The sequence below is a fragment of the Staphylococcus argensis genome (assembly GCF_002902305.1).
Taxonomy (GTDB): Bacteria; Bacillota; Bacilli; order Staphylococcales; family Staphylococcaceae; genus Staphylococcus; species Staphylococcus argensis.
Genome location: NZ_PPPX01000001.1, coordinates 771,021 through 790,056 on the forward strand (window position 1 = coordinate 771,021; position 19,036 = coordinate 790,056).

Below are 19,036 nucleotides of genomic sequence, written 5' to 3' on the forward strand. Positions count from 1 at the left end.
ACAGTATACTTGCTTAATATCTAGGAAATTGATGTATGCTAAAGTTGATAACCCTAGAAGCAAAGGGTATATTAACAGTAATCCCACAAATCATAGATTGAATGTTATGGGGGGATGATTATGGGACAAGAATCTTTGCAGTTAAGAGTATCAGATGGGGAATCCATCGAAGTACAAATAGATAAAGCTAAGATTGAAACAGTTGGTGTCATACATATCATGCACGGCATGGCTGAACACTTTCATCGATATGATCATTTCGTATCCTCATTAAATCAGCAAGGATACGATGTGATTCGCCATCACCATCGTGGTCACGGTTATAATATTGATGAGCAGGAACGAGGACACATTCCGAGTTTAAATCGGGCTGCCGAAGATGCCTTTGAAATCATCGAAACACTTCAAACGCGTTATCAAGATCAGATACCTTATATCGTATTAGGTCATTCAATGGGTTCACTCGTTGCACGTATTTTAGTTCAATCGCACCCTAAATATATAGATGGTCTCGTGTTGACAGGGACACCGCAGTACAACCGTTTGAGCGTACAACTTCAACGTGTGTTCCTTAAGTTAATTACTATTGTCTGTGGTAAAAGACGTAAGATGCATTGGCTCAATCAACTGATGTATAAATCTTTTAATAAGCGTGTGAAAGAAGATAAAGCGCACAATAGTTGGTTGTCTTCAAATCATGAAGAAGTTGAAAAATACAACCAAGATCCTTATAGTGGCTTTGAAGTATCCAATCAACTGATTTATGAAATGATGAAAGCGATTGACACAACTTCTAAACTTAAAAACTTAAAGAAAATGAAAGTTACACTTCCTATTTTACTGATTGGTGGTAAAGAAGATCCAGTCAACAAGTATGGCCGTGGTGTGCGCTTTCTAGGTAAACGGTTCAAAAAAGCTGGAATCGAACATGTGACGGTTCATATGTACAAGCATAAACGTCATGAAATTCTTTTTGAAGAAGGACATGAAAGTGTTTGGCAGCATCTATACAATTGGTTAGAAAAGCAAATCTTAAGAAAGTAAAGTGAGGGATAGGATTGAAGGACAAAAAACCTCTATTAGTGGTTATCGTGGGGCCTACTGCGGTAGGTAAGACAGATTTGAGTATTCAACTTGCTCAAGCCGTAAATGGTGAAATTATCAGTGGCGATTCCATGCAAGTTTATAAAGGGATGGATATTGGTACAGCGAAAGCGATCCCCGAAGAGCAAGCAGGTATTCCTCACTATATGATTGATATACTTAACCCAGATGATAACTTCTCAGCCTTTGATTTTAAGAAAAGAGCAGAACACTACATTGCAGATATTACCAGTCGAGGTAAAATACCTATCATCGTAGGCGGTACAGGTTTATACATTCAATCGCTCATCTATAATTATCAATTTGATCAAGAAGATATTTCGCCAGAGCGTGAAGCTCAAGTTAAAGCGCGAATGGAAGAGTTGAATAAGAAATCGAATGACACGTTACATGATTATTTAAAGTCGTTCGATCCGCAATCTGCTGAGGCAATTCACCCCAATAATCGAAAACGTGTGAACCGAGCCATAGAATATTTTTTAAAGACGAAAAAACTTTTAAGTTCACGCAAGAAAATGCAACACATGAGTGAAAATTATGATACATTATTAGTAGGGATGGAAATGTCGCGCGACATCTTATACGACAGAATAAATAAGCGCGTCGATATAATGTTGACTCATGGATTATTGAATGAAGTGAATGAACTCGTCCAACAAGGATATGAAACATGTCAAAGTATGCAAGCTATAGGTTATAAAGAGATAGTGCCGGTAGTGAAAGAAGATGTTAAGCTAGAGGAAGCAGTTGAAACACTGAAACAGAATTCTAGGCGTTATGCCAAGCGTCAAATGACTTGGTTTAAGAATAAACTCAATGTAATTTGGTATGATAGAGAGAAAACATCACTCAACTCGATGGTTAATGAGGTTTCAGCCCTAATAAATCAAAGGAGTAAGAATCATGACAGCAACTAATCGCATCCAAGACCAATTCCTAGGGCAATTTAAAGCCGACAAAACTGAAATTGTAGTCTTCTTCGTAAATGGCTTCCAAATGAAAGGGATTATCGAAGACTATGATGAAGAAACGGTAAGTTTGTATTCACAAAATAAGCATCATTTAATTTACAAACATGCCATTAGTACATTCACTGTTGACGAAGGCACTGAAGAGTAAGCGTAGAACAATGAGAATATAAGAGACTAATCATGAAATTATGAAATAAGGAGTAGTACAGAGACCGAGTGGTTACGCTGTACTACTCCTTTTGACTTGTATACAGTTATGGAAGTGAGTTTATTGTATTTGAGTAACAACATCTCTACTTCAGAACCTATTGAGATAGTAGAGCGTATTGAATGGTATTAAGCGCATCAGAAAACAGACTAGATAAGGTAATGTATCTCATCTACAATCTACTTTCTAACGTGAAAAATTGATCGGTTAATGCCCTGAGAAAAGGGTTGGCTAATTGGTGTGAATCAGCCTTTATAAGAGTGATTCAATATAACTTTCAATTTGTGATGGGTTTCTTTGAGGCCCGAAGCGCTTAACGACGTGTCCTTCTCGATCTACTAGAAATTTAGTGAAATTCCACTTAATCTTTTCGTTAAAGAATCCGTCTTGCGCCTCTGTTAAAAAGTGAAAGAGAGGATGCTGTTCAGACCCTTTAACATCGATCTTCTCGTGCATTGGGAACGTGACCCCGTAATTAATCTGACAGTTCTGACGTGCCTCTTCACCATTGCCAGGTTCTTGACCACCGAATTGGTTACACGGGAAACCGAGCACGACGAAACCTTGAGATTGATATTGTTCATACAGTTTCTGTAAACCTTCAAATTGTGGAGTGAAGCCACATTCACTCGCCGTGTTCACAATTAATATGACTTGTCCACGATATTCTTCCAATTGATATGTTTCTCCATTTACTTTTTCAACTTCAATATCATAAATACTCATTTATTAAATGCACCTCTAATTAATATTGTGTATATTCATCTGTCGCTATAGTTCTTATCATACATCATAATTCGGGATGAGTTGATTCTTAAGGCTTATTTATAAATATGGTGAAGGGTCTTTTTTATAATTCCTCTAATAGTTTTCAAGTTAGTCCTATGATAAAATGACTAGGAAAACTGTTGAAAGAGGTGTATGAATTGAGTCGCAGTCACACTAAAACTACTGCTAAGCCGAAAGAAAGAGCGATTCTTATCGGCGTGAACGAGAATTCAGAGAAACAATTTGATTTTGACTCTACAATGCATGAACTCAATGCCCTTTCAAAGACGTGTCAATTGGACGTAGAAATGTCTTTTACACAAAATAGGGAAAATATTGATCATAAATATTACGTAGGTAAAGGTAAATTAGATGAGATTAAAGCCTATGTAGAACATAACGATGTAGATGTCGCAGTGACGAACGACGAGCTTACGACTGCACAGTCTAAGACGTTAAATGGGAATCTCAATATTAAAATTATTGATCGTACTCAGCTCATACTTGAAATCTTTGCGTTGCGTGCGCGTAGTAAGGAAGGTAAGTTACAAGTTGAACTCGCACAACTTGATTATCTCTTACCGCGTCTACAAGGGCATGGACGTAGTTTATCTCGACTTGGTGGCGGTATCGGTACACGTGGTCCAGGTGAAACTAAATTAGAGATGGACCGACGTCACATTCGTACGAGAATGAACGAAATCAAACACCAACTTCAAACGGTCGTGGATCATAGAGAACGCTATCGTAACCAACGTGAACAGAATAAAGTTTATCAAGTAGCTCTTGTAGGTTATACGAACGCAGGGAAATCCTCTTGGTTTAATGCGTTAACGGATGCAGAAACTTATGAGAAGGATAAACTTTTCGCTACGTTAGATCCTAAGACAAGACAATTACAAATTAACGATGGTTTCAATATGATTATTTCAGATACGGTCGGTTTTATTCAGAAGTTGCCGACAACACTCATTGCTGCATTTAAATCCACGCTTGAAGAAGCCAAGGGTGCGGACTTGCTACTACATGTTGTCGACAGCAGTCATAAAGAATATCGAACTCAATTCGATACAGTTAATCGCATTTTGAACGATCTTGATATGGAAGGGATTCCGCAAGCAATTATTTTTAATAAAAAAGATTTATGCAACCAAGCAATCCCAAGTGCGGCTGAACCATCCGTCTTCGTTTCAGCTAGAGATGAAGGGGATGTTGAAAAAGTAAAAGAATTGTTATATGAACAAATTCAAGAGACGTTAGATTACTACGAAGAACACGTCGATAGTAGCGATGCGAAACGCTTATACTATTTGAAACAGCATACGTTAGTGACAGAGTTAATCTTTAATGAAGATACAAATCAATACGATATTAAAGGTTATGCCAAAGATTAAATAAAGGAAGCAGATGACAATGACTGATTTAATGCAACAAGTACATGAGACGGAAGAAACGTTGCAACCTTACTTTCGTCAAATTGAAGAAATCGCATACCGTAATCAGGCCAGAGTGCTTGACGCGTTTCATAAAGTGAAAGTTACTGAGAGTGATTTAGTCGGCACGACAGGATACGGCTATGACGACTTTGGACGAGACCACTTAGAAGCGATTTATAGTGAAACTTTCGGAACGGAAGACGCATTAGTACGTCCTCAAATCATTTCAGGAACGCATGCGATAACGCTAGCACTTCAAGCTAATTTACAACATGGCGACGAATTACTCTATATAACGGGTGATCCTTATGATACATTGCTTGAAGTCATCGGTATCAATGGTAATGGTATCGGCAGTTTACTTGAGCAAGGCGTACACTATCAGAAAGTCGATTTAAAGCAAGGTGAGATCGACCTCGAGAGTGTTGGACAAGCCATTTCATCACGTACGAAAGTAGTGGCAATTCAAAGATCGAAAGGATACGATCAACGTCCTTCATTGAATGTCACTCAAATTCAAACAGCAATTCAACACATTAAAGCTATTGATTCTAATATAATTGTGTTCGTTGACAACTGTTACGGTGAATTTGTTGAAGAACTCGAACCTACACATGTAGGTGCAGATTTGATGGCCGGTTCATTAATTAAAAATCCAGGTGGCGGTTTAGCCAAAATTGGTGGTTATATTGTTGGAAATGAAGATCTTATTCAACGTTGTGGTTATAGATTAACGGCACCTGGCATCGGCAAAGAAGCGGGTGCATCACTTTCATCATTACACGAAATGTACCAAGGCTTCTTCTTAGCACCCCATGTGGTAAGTCAAAGTTTGAAAGGCGCACTGTTCACGAGTCTATTGTTAGAAAAATTGGATATGAAGACGTCACCTAAATTTGATGTACCTAGAACGGATTTAATTCAAACAGTACAATTTCAAACAGCAGAACAAATGATTCAATTTTGTCAAAGTATCCAACATGCATCGCCCATTAATGCACATTTCAGCCCTGAGCCTGCTTATATGCCAGGTTATGAGGATGATGTGATTATGGCTGCAGGTACATTTGTGCAAGGCTCTTCTATTGAATTGTCAGCTGATGGGCCTATTCGACCACCTTATGAAGCTTATGTTCAAGGTGGATTGACTTATGAGCACGTCAAATTCGCAGTGATTCATGCAGCGAATCAACTCCTAGAAAATCATTTAATTTAATTGAAGATAAGCCAAGATTTAACCATAGTATTAAGTGAAGATGTTATTACACGATGAGCGATTAAAAATCGTCGTGAACGGTGATAACGTTGATGAACGCTTATGCTAAGTTGAATCTTGGCTTTTTTACGATACGATACGAATATTTGATGAGATTTGAACAGCTATACTACAACTTAATGTGCCTCTTTCCGAAATTAATTTTTGTTTAATTGTCAATTTTATAACTTTTAACAGTTGAGTGTTTGAAAAAAGTAGAGGAGGGAAGTTGGATAATAAGCTGTCATGATGCGATTTCTACGATTTATGTAAGGAAACCTTACATATTTTTGTGTTTTTAAAAGTTATGTGGTAAATTTAAGACAAGTTCAAAATAGAGGTGAGGTACTTGAAGTCAAACGACGCGTTAAGGCGTAACATGGCCGTGTTCTCTATGAGTGTTGTGAGTAAACTCAGCGAATTGTCACCCAGACAAATTCGTTATTACGAAACACATGAACTTGTTAAGCCTGAACGAACTCAATGCAATAAACGATTGTTCTCACTGAATGATTTGGAAATTTTACTTAAAATTAAGACATTGATTGAAAAAGGTTTTAATATGAAAGGGATTAAACAAATCATGAATGACAAACAAGATCATCTTTCAAGTGATGAACAACAGAAACGCAAACACATGATAGTTGAAGCTACTCAGAAACCGCAGAGGGAATCAATACCGATAAACCGTGGTGATTTATCACGCTTTATCAATTAACTATACTGGAGGATAAGATTCATGCCAAAACGTTCATTTAGTAAAGACGATATTCGTAAATTTGCTAAGGAAGAAAATGTTCGCTATCTACGTTTACAATTTACTGATATTCTAGGAACAATTAAAAACGTAGAAGTACCAGTCAGTCAATTAGAAAAAGTATTAGACAATGAAATGATGTTCGATGGTTCTTCTATCGAAGGATTTGTACGTATCGAAGAATCAGATATGTACCTATATCCAGACTTAGATACATGGGTAATCTTCCCATGGACAGCTGGTCAAGGTAAAGTCGCACGTCTCATCTGTGATGTTTACAAAACAGATGGTCAACCATTCGAAGGAGATCCACGTGCAAACTTGAAGGGTGTACTTAAAGAAATGGAAGATTTAGGTTTCACAGACTTAAACTTGGGACCTGAACCAGAGTTCTTCTTATTCAAGTTAGATGAGAAAGGCGAACCAACGCTAGAATTAAATGATGATGGTGGTTACTTCGACCTTGCACCTACAGACTTAGGTGAGAACTGCCGTCGTGACATCGTGCTTGAATTAGAGGACATGGGCTTCGATATCGAAGCAAGTCACCATGAAGTTGCACCGGGTCAACACGAAATTGACTTTAAATATGCTGACGCTGTAACGGCATGTGACAATATTCAAACGTTCAAATTAGTTGTTAAGACAATTGCACGTAAACATAATCTTCATGCGACATTTATGCCTAAACCATTATTCGGTGTCAACGGTAGTGGTATGCACTTTAATATCTCTTTATTTAAAGGTAAAGAGAATGCATTCTATGATGAACAAGGCGACATGCAGCTTACTGACGATGCGTTCCACTTCACAGCAGGTATCTTGAAGAACGCCCGTGGATTTACAGCTGTATGTAACCCGCTCGTTAACTCTTACAAACGTTTAGTGCCTGGTTACGAAGCACCATGCTACATTGCTTGGTCAGGTAAGAACCGTTCACCACTTATCCGTATCCCGACATCTCGCGGTATGTCAACACGTGTTGAGGTACGTTCAGTAGACCCTGCTGCTAACCCTTACATGGCATTAGCTGCGATCTTACAAGCAGGTCTAGACGGTATTAAAAATAAACTTCAAGTACCAGAACCAGTTAACCAAAACATCTATGAAATGAATCGTGAAGAACGTGAAGAGATTGGTGTTCAAGATCTTCCATCAACTCTTTACACTGCATTAAAAGCGATGAAAGAAAACGATTCTATCAAAGAAGCTATGGGTGATCATATCTACAGTCAATTTATGAACAGTAAATCAATTGAATGGGATTATTACCGTACACAAGTTTCTGAATGGGAAAGAGAACAATACATGAAGCAATACTAGGTGCTAGACAAATGGGACGTCCCCTTGAGACTTATCGTCTTGAGGGGATATTTATGTTATGAGTCATAAATTGAATAGAAAACCGAATTCAGTTTGTGTTAATTAAAGTATTATTTTTAAACTGCAAGCCAACAGATAGATTGACTACTAAGAAAAATATTACAAATTACTGAAATGTATTTATTTCAGAAATGAATTAAATGGCAATATTCGTTATACTGTACCTAGTAAACAAAGGAGGTTATCTATTATGTACGCAAGAGCAAGTATTGAAAAATCATTCTATATCTTAAATCACGGTAAAGAGTATAAAATTGATTTGATTAATGCCGATGACTCCAAGGACTTAGATTACGATTATTACGCAGTCGCTTATCGTGATGGTGTTAATAAAAGTGTAGGCGCTGATAGCGTTCGTGAAGCTGAATCTAAAGCAAATGAAGCGGTTGATTTAGTAATGGAAGCTTTAGATGAAAAATAATAATTAATAGTTTGTTTGAGAGCCTTGTAAGCCAGTATTACAAGGTTCCTTTTTTGATTAAATATAAAAATTATTGTTCTTACTTTTAAAAACAATTCAACTTGGGTATGCATTGAGTGAATTCAAATAAAGGAGGAACTCTTATGGAATACGATATCCACTTATTTAATAAAGACGATAACCACATTGGTTCATTTAAATATGAAAGTGAATATAAAGTACCTGAACAAGAAATTGAATTAAAAGAGGAACTTCAAAAGTTATTTGGTAATCAAAGTGAAGTTCAAACACATAATGAGAAAATAATTCAAACAAGCGATGTTGCTAACATTGAAATTAATGCATTCAATTTAGACAAACGAATTGAAATGAAATTATAGTTTGAATTCTTTAAGAAGTAGGATGGCATTGTAAGTTGAATGCTATCCTACTTTGTTATTTTTGTAACATAAATATTCACAGGATAAATAGAGTTGAGTATTACTTAAAAATTGAATTAGAAAAAATGTGTAGATTGCTATAAAGAAGTTGATATTCTAAATGATTTTACGCAAAAAATAATATTAAAATAAGCCTATTGATTTAAAGAAAGTACATACAACGCCGACTGATAAACCTATAATCCATTTAAGTTCTTTGGCCTCATGCTCATGAATTTTAGCGTCTATCAATACGCCAATTTGTTGAGGCAATGCTTCAATTTTATTTTCGAGGCGTTCAAATCTTTTATCCGCTTCTTCAAATCTTCTATCTATTTCTTCAAAACGTTGGTCGATAGCAGCAAATTGCGCGTTGTTTGTTTTTTCATATTGCTTAAATTCGTCTTTAGTTACCATTCTATCGATTGAGGCTTGTAGTTGATGAGTAGGTGCACTATAAAGTGCAGGATAGTACTCGGTATTGAGTTGAGGATGTTTCTTGTCATTCAATAGGGGATACTCCTTTCGATGAAAATCTTTGATGTATTCAGATGGTTATTGTTACGAGGATAACTATATTTAATTTATAGATTAAATTTATTATACAAAGGCGATATTAAAGAGTAAAGCATAAACTATTTGAATGGGGTAAGATAACAGAATAATGTTCACAAAATTGACGAAAGAATGAAGACTATGTGACCAATAAAGCTTTTATTACATATAACTTAAGAAATTGCTAAATTAAAAAAAGAGTAAGAGATGCATTTGAGCTTCTCTTACTCTTTTAACTATTTAATTATTATGTTTCTTTTTATTTCGTTTAGATACAATAAGAGAAATGATTTGAACGATAAAGCCAACGAAAATACCAAGGAAAATTGCGATTACAGCAGAAACAATCATTGGTAAATCGAAAGATACTTGTAGAATGACTCCAATAATAATAGCCACAATCACTGCGACTAACGTAATTAAATTTTCTTTACCTATGCTCACAATGTTCACTCCAATCATCAATTATTATAGCATGCAGATAATGAATAACTAAATGTTCAACACCCTGACTTTTTAACTTTCTCAATATTGACGTAGCCTATGAGATTCATTAAGATAAAGCGGTATATCATTTTAAGAAGGTGACTTAATGAGATCGAAGAAAAGTCTTACTATCATTATTGTAGCTATAGTAGTCATAGGTGTTTTGGCGTTTCAATACATTAACCACACAGGGCCTTTTAAACAAAGTGGTTCCGATAGTGAAGCTCCTGAGAATACGGAGAAAGTATATGTAGAGCGCGTTGTCGATGGAGATACCTTTGTGGCTCGCGATGCCCATCATAAAAAGCTGAAAGTGCGCTTGATAGGGATGGATACGCCTGAAACAGTGAAACCTAACACGCCAGTACAACCTTATGGGAAGGAAGCTTCAAACTATAGTAAAAAGCATTTAAATCAGCAGGATGTATATCTTGAATATGATAAAGAGCGAGAAGATCGCTATGGCCGCACGCTTGCATATGTGTGGTTAGATCAACATACGATGTTCAATAAAGAGTTAGTTGAGAAAGGCTTAGCAAGAGAGAAGTACTTTGCACCTAATGGAAAGTATCGTGATGTCTTTAAGCGTGCTGAGCAACAAGCTAAGAAAGAACATCGTAATATTTGGAGTTAAATTAATAGAGCAGGTAAATGATGCTATAATTATAAGCCCTTATACCGTGATATGCAGGATATAAGGGCTTAATGTAGGTGTTCAATATTTGCATTAATTTAATTTTTCAACGAGACGAGTGAACTGTTCTTGAGATAGTGAATTTTCATTTTTAGAGATGGTTTCACCAATCATTTCTCGTAAAGAACTTTTAGAAGATACGGTATCCGCATATTGTTCTCGCGTAGCCGGTCCATCGATGATATTGACGCTACCATCTGTAAAGTAAACTAAGCCAATACACGGTATAAATTGATTGAGTTTCTGTTCAATTCTCTCTCCAATCACTTTGACATTCATAGCTGCGCGTTCAAACGGATCATGTTGGTAGAAGTCATAGACGATTGAATTGTTTTTAATACGCTCAATAAACGTATAAGTTGTAGGTCTTGTAGACTGAAACTGGCTGTGAAATTCACTTGCAATATAATGGCCGACGACATCGTCAGTAGACGTAGGCGCGTCTATATGCTCTTTGTTAGGATCAACAGTGAAGTGGTAAAACGTTTTTTGTTTCCAGTTCTTCACATCGATATTAAAAATACCTTTATCCGTAATAACGATATAATCAAAGGTACGCGCATATTCAAATAATGGATGCTTAACGGCTAAATTACTAGTTGGTAAAATTTCGTAATACTCAATTTGTCCTTGATCTTGATATTTAGCTAGAATTTCGTGCAAATCTTGTCGTGCTTTGCGTATACCGTGATGATACGTATCTTTATTCGCATCAATATTGAGGGTTTGATTTTTTAACTGCGTATTCTCTTGTTTGATTGTACTCATCTTACGAATAACTTGATCTTTCGCATAACGCTCAGAATCAAGTTTACTTTGCATAGCACGGTGGTTAATAATATGTGCCACGATAAGAAATATAATTACAATGATAAGAATATAAATTACAAACATAATTACCATCCTACTTTTCTAATATAGTTTATGTATTCGTTTGCGGAGTATGTTTAAACGAATTGATAGGTAGAATACATTACCCCATCTTCTAAATAATTTCATATTGAATTGGTTAAATTATATCATATCATAAATATCTAAAAGAAAATATTTTCATTCAATCAGTATCAATTGAACTTAAAAATAAACTTAAGCCTGATCAATTTAACATGTAAGACTGACATCAATTTGTTAGTATTGTAACCATTCACTACTTATATTAAAAATAACGAGGTGCTCAACTGTGATTATAGGTGAAAGAAACATAGACCAACTTACAAAGATGATATCAAATAGTTCGGTAATTGCATTCGATGATCATCCACTCAGTATAGCTATTATTGATCATTTAGAGCAACAAAATAAAAAGATTTCTGTAATTACATTCTCAACTGACATTATCAGTCATACTGTTAAATACACTAATCACAACATTATTTTTTCCAATGCAAGAGTAGAACGAGCTAAACATAGTTTAGTAGGTTTTGAAGTTAGCGATACATTTCAACATTATTTAATCGATTATTATTTTTGCAATGTCCCTTATCTATATAAAGATGCTTTATACCAATCAGATAGCGATATAGCTTCTCTTCAGCAACAATTAATTAAACAGTCTCGTGAAACCGTACTCGTTAATTTTCCTAACTTAATTTCCTTAATAGACAACTATAGTTATATTACTAAATTAAATAAATAAGCATGTTAATAATTATCCAAAGAAAGTTATAGTTTTGTAATATCAGAGTGATTGCTATTCAGTTGCGATGTGGTTTATAATAGAGTTTATGGAAACGCTTTCTTTGGAGGTGAAGATTTGTCGAATAAAGAATCAAGTAACGCTAAACCACTCGTCAGTACCTTGCTTAAGCAATGCAAAGAGCTGTTTAAATTTAATGGTGAAGTTGCCAAGCAACTATTTCTAAATGACAGTTTTAACATAGCAGATAAAGTAGATATTAGTGTGAACCGTAAGTATTTTACTGAAGTGATTAAATACATACCGAATCAATATGTCATTGAATTTCATGATGATACAAAGGTGAGTACGAGTCTTCGCGATACGACGTTTAACACCATCACACATGCTAATGTATTCTTAAACGATGAGATGATTCTTACTGTGCTCGTCTATGACACAATTAATGAGGAATGGTTATTCCGCCTCGATCATAATATACGCTTTCCTGAAAAATATATCTACTTCCATTCCATAACTTGGGATGTCGATTATATCAAGCCTGAAATTGTCCTTATGTATGAGCTTCTTGATCCAATCGATTACCATCAGTTACCCAATTATAAGAAAGTGATCGATGCCTTAAGTTATTATCAATTTGTGCTCTTAAGAGTTGTTGTTGGAGATGAAAGGATTCACCAGGCGTTAATATCTGAAAAAAATGCGATGTAGACACCTTCGTTAACAGTTGTAAACCGTTAGCGAAGGTGAATTTTTCTGACGTTTTATTTTAAGAGTGAACATCGCAACAACTATATTACTTCAGATTTCATGCACATATACTTGGTCATAGATCACCTGTACTGCTTTATCAGAATCCTCTAGATCGAGCCCAAACATCATAGAAAGTTCCGAAGCACCTTGGTTGATCATTTTTAAATTAATATTGGCTTGTGCTAAAGCTGTCGTAATTTGATTTGCTGTGCCTACAATGCGATGCATACCTTCACCGACCACCATCAATATAGCTAAATCATGATCGATGCTTAATTCATCTACATCACACTGATTTCTAATAGTAGTGAGCACTTCATTCTCACAATGTTTGATTTGATCACTTCTCATAATGATGCTGACACTATCAATACCAGAGGGCATGTGATCGAATGAAATATCATAATCTTCAAGTATACCTAGTATCTTTCTAGCAAAACCCACTTGCCTATTCATTAAATATTTCTTGATGTGTAACACAGTAAAATGTTTGTCACAACTGATACCGCTCACTACTGTGCGAGTATCAATATCGCGGTCATGGACGATGCGTGTACCCGGATCTTCGGGGCAGTTCGTATTTTTAATAACGACAGGAATACGATGTTTATATAAGGGTTGAAGCGCTTCATCGTGAAATACACTGAAACCTGCATATGAAAGCTCACGCATTTCTCCATAAGTAATTTCGTCTATAATTTCAGGCGCGTGAACCACCGCAGGATTCGCACGATATATACCAGATACGTCAGTGAAATTTTCATAGAGGTCGGCTTCAACACCGCGTGCCACTATAGCACCTGTAATATCTGAAACTCCTCTAGGGAATGTGACGATGTGATTTTGTTCAGAAATACCAAAGAATCCTGGAATAATTAATTTTTCTTCATAATCTCTTAATTTAAATAACTGAGCATAAGCTGTTTCTAATATTTGAGCATTATGCGGTTGATCAGTAACTCGAATACCCGCTTCCATAGGTGAAATATAACGTGTCGGTACGCCACAACTTGTATTATAAGCTGCGATGAGTTGAGCATTGAAATCTTCACCGCACGATAACAGAGCATCTAACAAGCGAGGATGGTGTTGTTTAAACTCTTGTATATATTGATGTAAAGTGCGAGTGAAGTCCTCAAGTAAGCTTGTTTTCATTTTTAAATGATTAATAATATCTGCGTACCGTTCTATGACTCGCTCAAATTGTTGCTGATAGTCGGATGGTTCAATCACTTTTTCATACAATTGTAAAATGAGATCAGTAGTTTTCGTATCCTCAGGATGTCGCTTGCCTGGAGCAGAGACGATCATAATGCGTCGCTCTTTATCTGAGTTGAAAATATCAAGCACTTTGTTAATTTGTTGCGCGTTTGCAACAGAACTACCGCCAAATTTAACTACCTTCATAGTATGACAACCTTTCTAATATTCTGAAATTTAACTCTACTGTTCATTCTTTTAATGAAACGGCAAAATGAGTTAAAAATTTAGAACTTTACAAAAATTCAAGATGAATTTATACTATACCATATTATAGTATTTCTCAATAGGACAATTGTATTTTATAAAAAAACATGGGAGGTTACATAGTATGAAAGAATTGAATTTAGCGATTCTAGGACTAGGCACTGTGGGTTCAGGTGTTGTAAAAATTATAGAGGAGAACCATCAGCAAATTAAAGATACGATGAATAAGGACTTAAATATTAAAAAAATTCTAGTCAGAGACGTTAATAAATCTAGACCAATCAGTACTGCACGGTATGAATTAACAGACAATATTGAAGATATCATTGAAGATGACACGATTGATATTGTTATCGAGGTAATGGGAAATGTGAGTCCGACAGTCGATTGGTTAAAGCAACTCATTCAAAATGGTAAGCACGTGATCACTGCTAATAAAGATTTACTCGCTATTCATTTAAAAGAGCTAGAGGATTTAGCAGAACAACAAGGTGTCGCATTAAAATTTGAAGCGAGTGTAGCAGGTGGCATACCGATCGTGAATGCAATTAATAATGGTTTAAATGCGAATAATATTAGTAAGTTTATGGGAATCTTTAACGGAACATCTAACTTTATTCTGAGCAAGATGACGAGAGATAGAGCTCCATTTGACGAAGCTTTAACAGAAGCTCAAGAATTAGGATTTGCCGAAAGTGATCCAACTGACGATGTTGAAGGTATTGACGCAGCACGCAAAGTTGTTATTACATCTTATCTATCATTTAATCAGGTCATAAACCTTAAAGATGTGACTTGCAGAGGCATTAGCGATGTCTCAATTGGTGATATTCAAGCAGCTGAAGCATTTGATTTTAAGATCAAACTTATAGGTAAGGGCACTTACGCTAACGGGAAAGTAACAAGCTCTGTTGAACCTACTTTAATACACAATACACATCAGCTTGCTGCAGTTGAAGATGAGTACAATGCAATTTACGTCATTGGGGATGCAGTAGGTGAAACAATGTTCTATGGTAAAGGCGCAGGTAGTTTAGCGACAGGTAGTGCGGTAGTGAGTGATCTACTTAACGTAGCACTACTATTTGAATCTAAGTTACACACACTACCACCTCACTTTGAACTGAAGACAGAAGAAACGAAAGAGATGATTGAAAGCGATGCTCCTGTAACACTCAAGGAGAAAGAAAGTTTCTACATCGTCCTACAGAATGCGAATCAAGATGTCGAACAGTTAGAAAAGTCTCTTAAACAAGATTTACCATTTCACAAGTCTTTAAAGTTAGTTAATAGAGATGAGCAAACTGTAGCAGCGCTTGTTGTAGGTATAGATGAGGCACCTGGGAACATTTTATCAACTAAAGGATATGAGATTGAAAAAATCTATCCAGTAGAAGGAGTTTAATAATTATGGACAAATGGCAAGGATTAGTAAATGAATTTAAAGACTTTTTACCAGTAAGTGATAATACGCCTATCGTGACTTTAAACGAGGGGCATACACCTTTAATCTATTGTGAACAACTGTCGAAAGAACTCAACATCAATCTTTACATTAAATACGAAGGTGCGAATCCTACAGGTTCTTTCAAAGACCGCGGCATGTGCATGGCAATGACGAAAGCGAAAGAAGCAGGTAAAAAGGTAGTTATCTGTGCCTCTACAGGCAATACTTCTGCATCAGCGGCGGCCTATGCAGCTCGCGCAGGATTGAAAGCAATCGTCGTTATCCCAGAAGGGAAGATTGCATTAGGTAAACTTTCTCAAGCAGTAATGTATGGTGCAGAAATCGTCTCTATTGAAGGTAACTTTGATGAAGCACTAGAAATTGTGCAAGAAATAGCTAAAGATGGAGAGATTGAACTCGTCAATTCAGTAAATCCATACCGTCTAGAAGGTCAAAAAACAGGTGCGTTTGAAGTAATCGAACAACTAGAAGGACAAGCTCCTGATATCTTAGCGATCCCTGTAGGTAATGCAGGCAATATTTCTGCGTACTGGAAAGGCTTTAAAGAGTATCATGATCGTAATCAAACTAAACTACCAACACTCTATGGTTTCCAAGCTGAAGGAGCAGCGCCAATTGTGCGTAATGAGGTGGTTAAACAACCAGAAACGGTAGCTACTGCGATTCGTATAGGTAACCCTGCTAGTTGGAGCAAAGCAACTCAAGCACTAGAAGAATCACAAGGACTTATCGATAGCGTTACAGATGAGGAAATACTGGAAGCCTACCAAATGATGACAAGTAAAGAAGGAATATTTAGTGAACCTGCAAGTAACGCATCTATCGCAGGTCTCATCAAATTACACCGCGCAGGGAAGTTAGCTGAAGGGCAAACCATTGTCGCAGTATTGACTGGTAATGGGCTGAAAGATCCTGATACTGCTATCTCACTCTTGGATAATCCAATTCAACCTTTACCTAATAATCGCGAAAGCATCATAAATTATATTAAAGGGGTCTTGTGATATGTCAGGAAAGCTTCATTTAGAAATACCGGCGTCAACAGCCAATTTAGGTGTAGGTTTTGACTCGATTGGCATGGCACTTAATAAATTTTTGACTTTAGATGTCGCAGAAATTGAAGGTTCAGAGTGGCAATTTCAACATTTCGGTCCTCACATCGAAAGTTTACCCACAGATGATACGCATTATATTTATCAAGTAGCGCAACAGGTCGCCAAGAGGTATAACGTTTCCTTACCTGCGCTTGAAATTAAGATGCATAGCGAAATTCCTTTAGCACGCGGATTAGGTTCTTCAGCTGCCGCACTTGTTGCTGCGCTATTTATCGCTAATTACTTTGGAGATATAGAGCTATCTCAGTATGAGCTTTTACAACTCGCTACTGAATTCGAAGGCCATCCCGATAATGTTGCACCAACAATTTATGGTGGACTCGTTCTAGGCTATTATAATCCCGAAACACGCGTGACTGATGTCTCATACATCGATACGCCGAAAGTAGATATAGTGATTACGATCCCATCTTATGAGCTACAAACTACGGAGTCGCGTAATGCCTTGCCTGACCAGCTCACACATCAACAAGCGGTGCGTAATAGCGCGATTAGTAACACGATGATTAGTGCATTAATTCAGCACAACTATGCACTTGCTGGTAAAATGATGGAACAAGATGGTTTTCACGAACCGTACCGTCAGCATTTAATTCCTGAGTTTCGTACTGTTAAAGCGATGGCTAAAATGCATGGAGCATATGCGACAGTTATTAGTGGCGCAGGCCCAACAATGTTAACGATGGTGCCACCTGAGAAGAGTGGGGAGTTAGTCAGAGCTTTAAAAGAAGAGTTTAAGAATTGTAAATCAGAATTAGTGACGATTAATGAAGCGGGCGTGAAACAGCAAATCATTTATTCAACTTGATTATTATCTACCAAAGGGGTTAAACCAATGCACTCTCGTTATAAAATGATTGTTTCAGATATGGATGACACACTATTAACATCACATCATACACTATCAAAGGCTACAGAAGAACATTTGTTAGAACTCCAACAGCAAGGATATTACGTGGTTCTTGCCTCAGGGAGACCTACAGAAGGCATGTTTGAAGTGGCTGATAAGTTACAGTTAGATCATTATCAAAGCCACATCATCAGTTACAATGGAAGCGTCACGATGCGCTATCATGATCGTAAGGTAGTAGATGCAACTTCTATTTCTAAAGACAATTTTGATGAAATTATTGATTTTTGTAGAGCGCAAGAGTTATTTATCCTTACTTATGTTGATGGAGAAATTGTTTATGAAGGACAGCATGAGTATATGAACATTGAATCAGAACTTACAGGCTTGCCCATGAGAAAGGTTCATGACTTGAAAGAAGATGTGACAGTATCTGTTCCTAAAGTGATGGGTGTAGATTACGTAGCTCGTATAACTACTGCTAGACAACAGTTAGGTGAGACGTTTAACAGTGAGATTGATTTAACGACGAGCAAACCATACTTTCTTGAGTTTGTTCCTTCAGGTGTCTCTAAAGGAAATGCCATACGACGTTTAGCTCAAGATTTGGGTATTGCAATGTCAGAGGTTATTGCTTTTGGAGATAGTATTAACGATATTTCAATGATTGAAGCTGCAGGTCAAGGCATCGCTATGGATAATGCTCGTGATGAGGTTAAAAATATTGCCAATCAAACGACTTTAAGTAACGATGAAGATGGAATTGTCCATGCATTAAAGGCAATTTTAGTTGAGGAGTAAAGATAGAAAAAAGTAGTTTTGATAAAGTTTGTTTAAAAAATATATTAGAACACACCTCGTGATATTCAGTTAGTGAATACTGAATAACGGGGTGTGTTTTTTAATAATTAGTATACTCATTTCACTAAGCGCTCGGGCTATTTTGCTGTATGTGTCCATTCTTTTTTACCGCGGTGACGTTTCACATGCGCGTATACTTGATCGGCGGCATAATCAAGGTTTGTATAAACTGTGATTGAAAACGCAGATTGATTCTCTTCAAAAGAGGCTTCAAGAAATAAATCTTTTAAATGTTCGAAAAGATTGTCCATTTGCTCATGTGTTAAGCTATTATATTCTCTTAATGTTCTCTTAATTAAACGTCCTTTTTGTTCTTCAAGTGACTGTACGACAATGACAAAACGTTCCTCTGTCTTCATAACATCATCAAATAGATTCGTCTGACCAACCATATATTCCACCTCTATCTTCATTAATACCTATACTAAT

Annotated in this window: 22 protein-coding genes; 16 read left to right on the forward strand and 6 right to left on the reverse strand. The window is 36.5% G+C overall.

Features of this window, described 5'->3' with window-relative positions; all coding sequences use genetic code 11:
• The first annotated feature begins 120 nt into the window (after nt 1-120).
• Genes CD039_RS03750 through hfq form a run of 3 tightly spaced genes read left to right on the forward strand, consistent with a single transcriptional unit; the run spans nt 121 to nt 2,223 of the window.
• Nucleotides 121-1,044 (forward strand): alpha/beta hydrolase, encoded by a 924-nt coding sequence (locus CD039_RS03750; RefSeq protein ID WP_103371177.1) that lies wholly within the window; start codon nt 121-123, stop codon nt 1,042-1,044.
• A gap of 14 nt (nt 1,045-1,058) precedes the next feature.
• A complete protein-coding gene (gene miaA, locus CD039_RS03755; protein WP_103371178.1) occupies nt 1,059-2,021 on the forward strand; it encodes a tRNA (adenosine(37)-N6)-dimethylallyltransferase MiaA in 963 nt (320 codons plus the stop codon).
• A complete protein-coding gene (gene hfq, locus CD039_RS03760) occupies nt 2,008-2,223 on the forward strand; it encodes an RNA chaperone Hfq (RefSeq protein WP_002472457.1) in 216 nt (71 codons plus the stop codon). The genes miaA and hfq overlap by 14 nt, the downstream gene beginning before the upstream one ends.
• A gap of 312 nt (nt 2,224-2,535) precedes the next feature.
• Here hfq and CD039_RS03765 read toward each other — a convergent pair whose 3' ends face one another.
• A complete protein-coding gene (locus tag CD039_RS03765) occupies nt 2,536-3,009 on the reverse strand; it encodes a glutathione peroxidase (protein WP_103371179.1) in 474 nt (157 codons plus the stop codon).
• Between the two features lie 200 nt (nt 3,010-3,209).
• Between CD039_RS03765 and hflX the strand changes: the two genes are divergently transcribed.
• The 6 genes from hflX to CD039_RS03795 all read left to right on the forward strand — a co-directional run bounded on the left by hflX (nt 3,210) and on the right by CD039_RS03795 (nt 8,683).
• Nucleotides 3,210-4,445, forward strand: coding sequence for a GTPase HflX (gene hflX, locus CD039_RS03770; protein ID WP_103371180.1), 1,236 nt, complete (start codon nt 3,210-3,212; stop codon nt 4,443-4,445).
• A 19-nt stretch (nt 4,446-4,464) separates the two neighbouring features.
• Nucleotides 4,465-5,703, forward strand: a complete 1,239-nt coding sequence (locus CD039_RS03775) for a methionine gamma-lyase family protein (protein ID WP_103371181.1) — start codon at nt 4,465-4,467, stop codon at nt 5,701-5,703.
• A gap of 388 nt (nt 5,704-6,091) precedes the next feature.
• Nucleotides 6,092-6,460 (forward strand): MerR family transcriptional regulator, encoded by a 369-nt coding sequence (locus CD039_RS03780; protein ID WP_167386224.1) that lies wholly within the window; start codon nt 6,092-6,094, stop codon nt 6,458-6,460.
• A gap of 21 nt (nt 6,461-6,481) precedes the next feature.
• Nucleotides 6,482-7,822: a type I glutamate--ammonia ligase gene (gene glnA / locus CD039_RS03785; protein ID WP_103371182.1), complete on the forward strand. Its 1,341-nt coding sequence runs from the start codon at nt 6,482-6,484 to the stop codon at nt 7,820-7,822.
• A 250-nt stretch (nt 7,823-8,072) separates the two neighbouring features.
• Entirely contained in the window at nt 8,073-8,303 is a 231-nt protein-coding gene (locus tag CD039_RS03790; RefSeq protein ID WP_103371183.1) for a hypothetical protein, read from the forward strand.
• Nucleotides 8,304-8,446: 143 nt separating this feature from the next.
• Entirely contained in the window at nt 8,447-8,683 is a 237-nt protein-coding gene (locus CD039_RS03795; RefSeq protein ID WP_103371184.1) for a hypothetical protein, read from the forward strand.
• Between the two features lie 183 nt (nt 8,684-8,866).
• Here CD039_RS03795 and CD039_RS03800 read toward each other — a convergent pair whose 3' ends face one another.
• The gene (locus tag CD039_RS03800) at nt 8,867-9,232 is read right to left on the reverse strand and encodes a hypothetical protein (protein WP_103371185.1); all 366 of its coding nucleotides are present in this window, start codon (nt 9,230-9,232) and stop codon (nt 8,867-8,869) included.
• A gap of 285 nt (nt 9,233-9,517) precedes the next feature.
• Nucleotides 9,518-9,721, reverse strand: coding sequence for a hypothetical protein (locus CD039_RS03805; protein WP_103371186.1), 204 nt, complete (start codon nt 9,719-9,721; stop codon nt 9,518-9,520).
• 148 nt (nt 9,722-9,869) lie between these two features.
• On the opposite strand from CD039_RS03805, the gene nucI reads away from it, so the two are divergent.
• Nucleotides 9,870-10,397 (forward strand): thermonuclease NucI, encoded by a 528-nt coding sequence (gene nucI, locus CD039_RS03810; RefSeq protein WP_103371187.1) that lies wholly within the window; start codon nt 9,870-9,872, stop codon nt 10,395-10,397.
• A gap of 93 nt (nt 10,398-10,490) precedes the next feature.
• Here the strand turns inward: nucI and CD039_RS03815 are convergent, their stop codons facing one another.
• Nucleotides 10,491-11,351: an NERD domain-containing protein gene (locus CD039_RS03815; RefSeq protein WP_103371188.1), complete on the reverse strand. Its 861-nt coding sequence runs from the start codon at nt 11,349-11,351 to the stop codon at nt 10,491-10,493.
• Between the two features lie 286 nt (nt 11,352-11,637).
• Between CD039_RS03815 and CD039_RS03820 the strand changes: the two genes are divergently transcribed.
• Both CD039_RS03820 and CD039_RS03825 read left to right on the forward strand, forming a co-directional pair.
• Entirely contained in the window at nt 11,638-12,093 is a 456-nt protein-coding gene (locus tag CD039_RS03820) for a sugar phosphate isomerase family (RefSeq protein ID WP_103371189.1), read from the forward strand.
• Nucleotides 12,094-12,210: 117 nt separating this feature from the next.
• Nucleotides 12,211-12,804 (forward strand): hypothetical protein, encoded by a 594-nt coding sequence (locus tag CD039_RS03825; protein WP_103371190.1) that lies wholly within the window; start codon nt 12,211-12,213, stop codon nt 12,802-12,804.
• A 90-nt stretch (nt 12,805-12,894) separates the two neighbouring features.
• Here the strand turns inward: CD039_RS03825 and CD039_RS03830 are convergent, their stop codons facing one another.
• Complete coding sequence (locus CD039_RS03830; protein WP_103371191.1) at nt 12,895-14,253, reverse strand: aspartate kinase; 1,359 nt, start codon at nt 14,251-14,253, stop codon at nt 12,895-12,897.
• Between the two features lie 184 nt (nt 14,254-14,437).
• On the opposite strand from CD039_RS03830, the gene CD039_RS03835 reads away from it, so the two are divergent.
• Genes CD039_RS03835 through CD039_RS03850 form a run of 4 tightly spaced genes read left to right on the forward strand, consistent with a single transcriptional unit; the run spans nt 14,438 to nt 18,547 of the window.
• Nucleotides 14,438-15,718: a homoserine dehydrogenase gene (locus CD039_RS03835; protein WP_103371192.1), complete on the forward strand. Its 1,281-nt coding sequence runs from the start codon at nt 14,438-14,440 to the stop codon at nt 15,716-15,718.
• A 5-nt stretch (nt 15,719-15,723) separates the two neighbouring features.
• Nucleotides 15,724-16,785 (forward strand): threonine synthase, encoded by a 1,062-nt coding sequence (thrC, locus tag CD039_RS03840; RefSeq protein ID WP_103371193.1) that lies wholly within the window; start codon nt 15,724-15,726, stop codon nt 16,783-16,785.
• 1 nt (nt 16,786) lies between these two features.
• Nucleotides 16,787-17,704, forward strand: coding sequence for a homoserine kinase (thrB, locus tag CD039_RS03845; RefSeq protein WP_103371194.1), 918 nt, complete (start codon nt 16,787-16,789; stop codon nt 17,702-17,704).
• A gap of 27 nt (nt 17,705-17,731) precedes the next feature.
• A complete protein-coding gene (locus CD039_RS03850; protein ID WP_103371195.1) occupies nt 17,732-18,547 on the forward strand; it encodes a Cof-type HAD-IIB family hydrolase in 816 nt (271 codons plus the stop codon).
• Between the two features lie 137 nt (nt 18,548-18,684).
• On the opposite strand, the gene CD039_RS03855 is transcribed toward CD039_RS03850, so the two are convergent.
• On the reverse strand, nt 18,685-18,999 hold the full coding sequence (locus CD039_RS03855) for a hypothetical protein (RefSeq protein ID WP_103371196.1): 315 nt from the start codon (nt 18,997-18,999) through the stop codon (nt 18,685-18,687).
• Between the last annotated feature and the right edge of the window lie 37 nt (nt 19,000-19,036).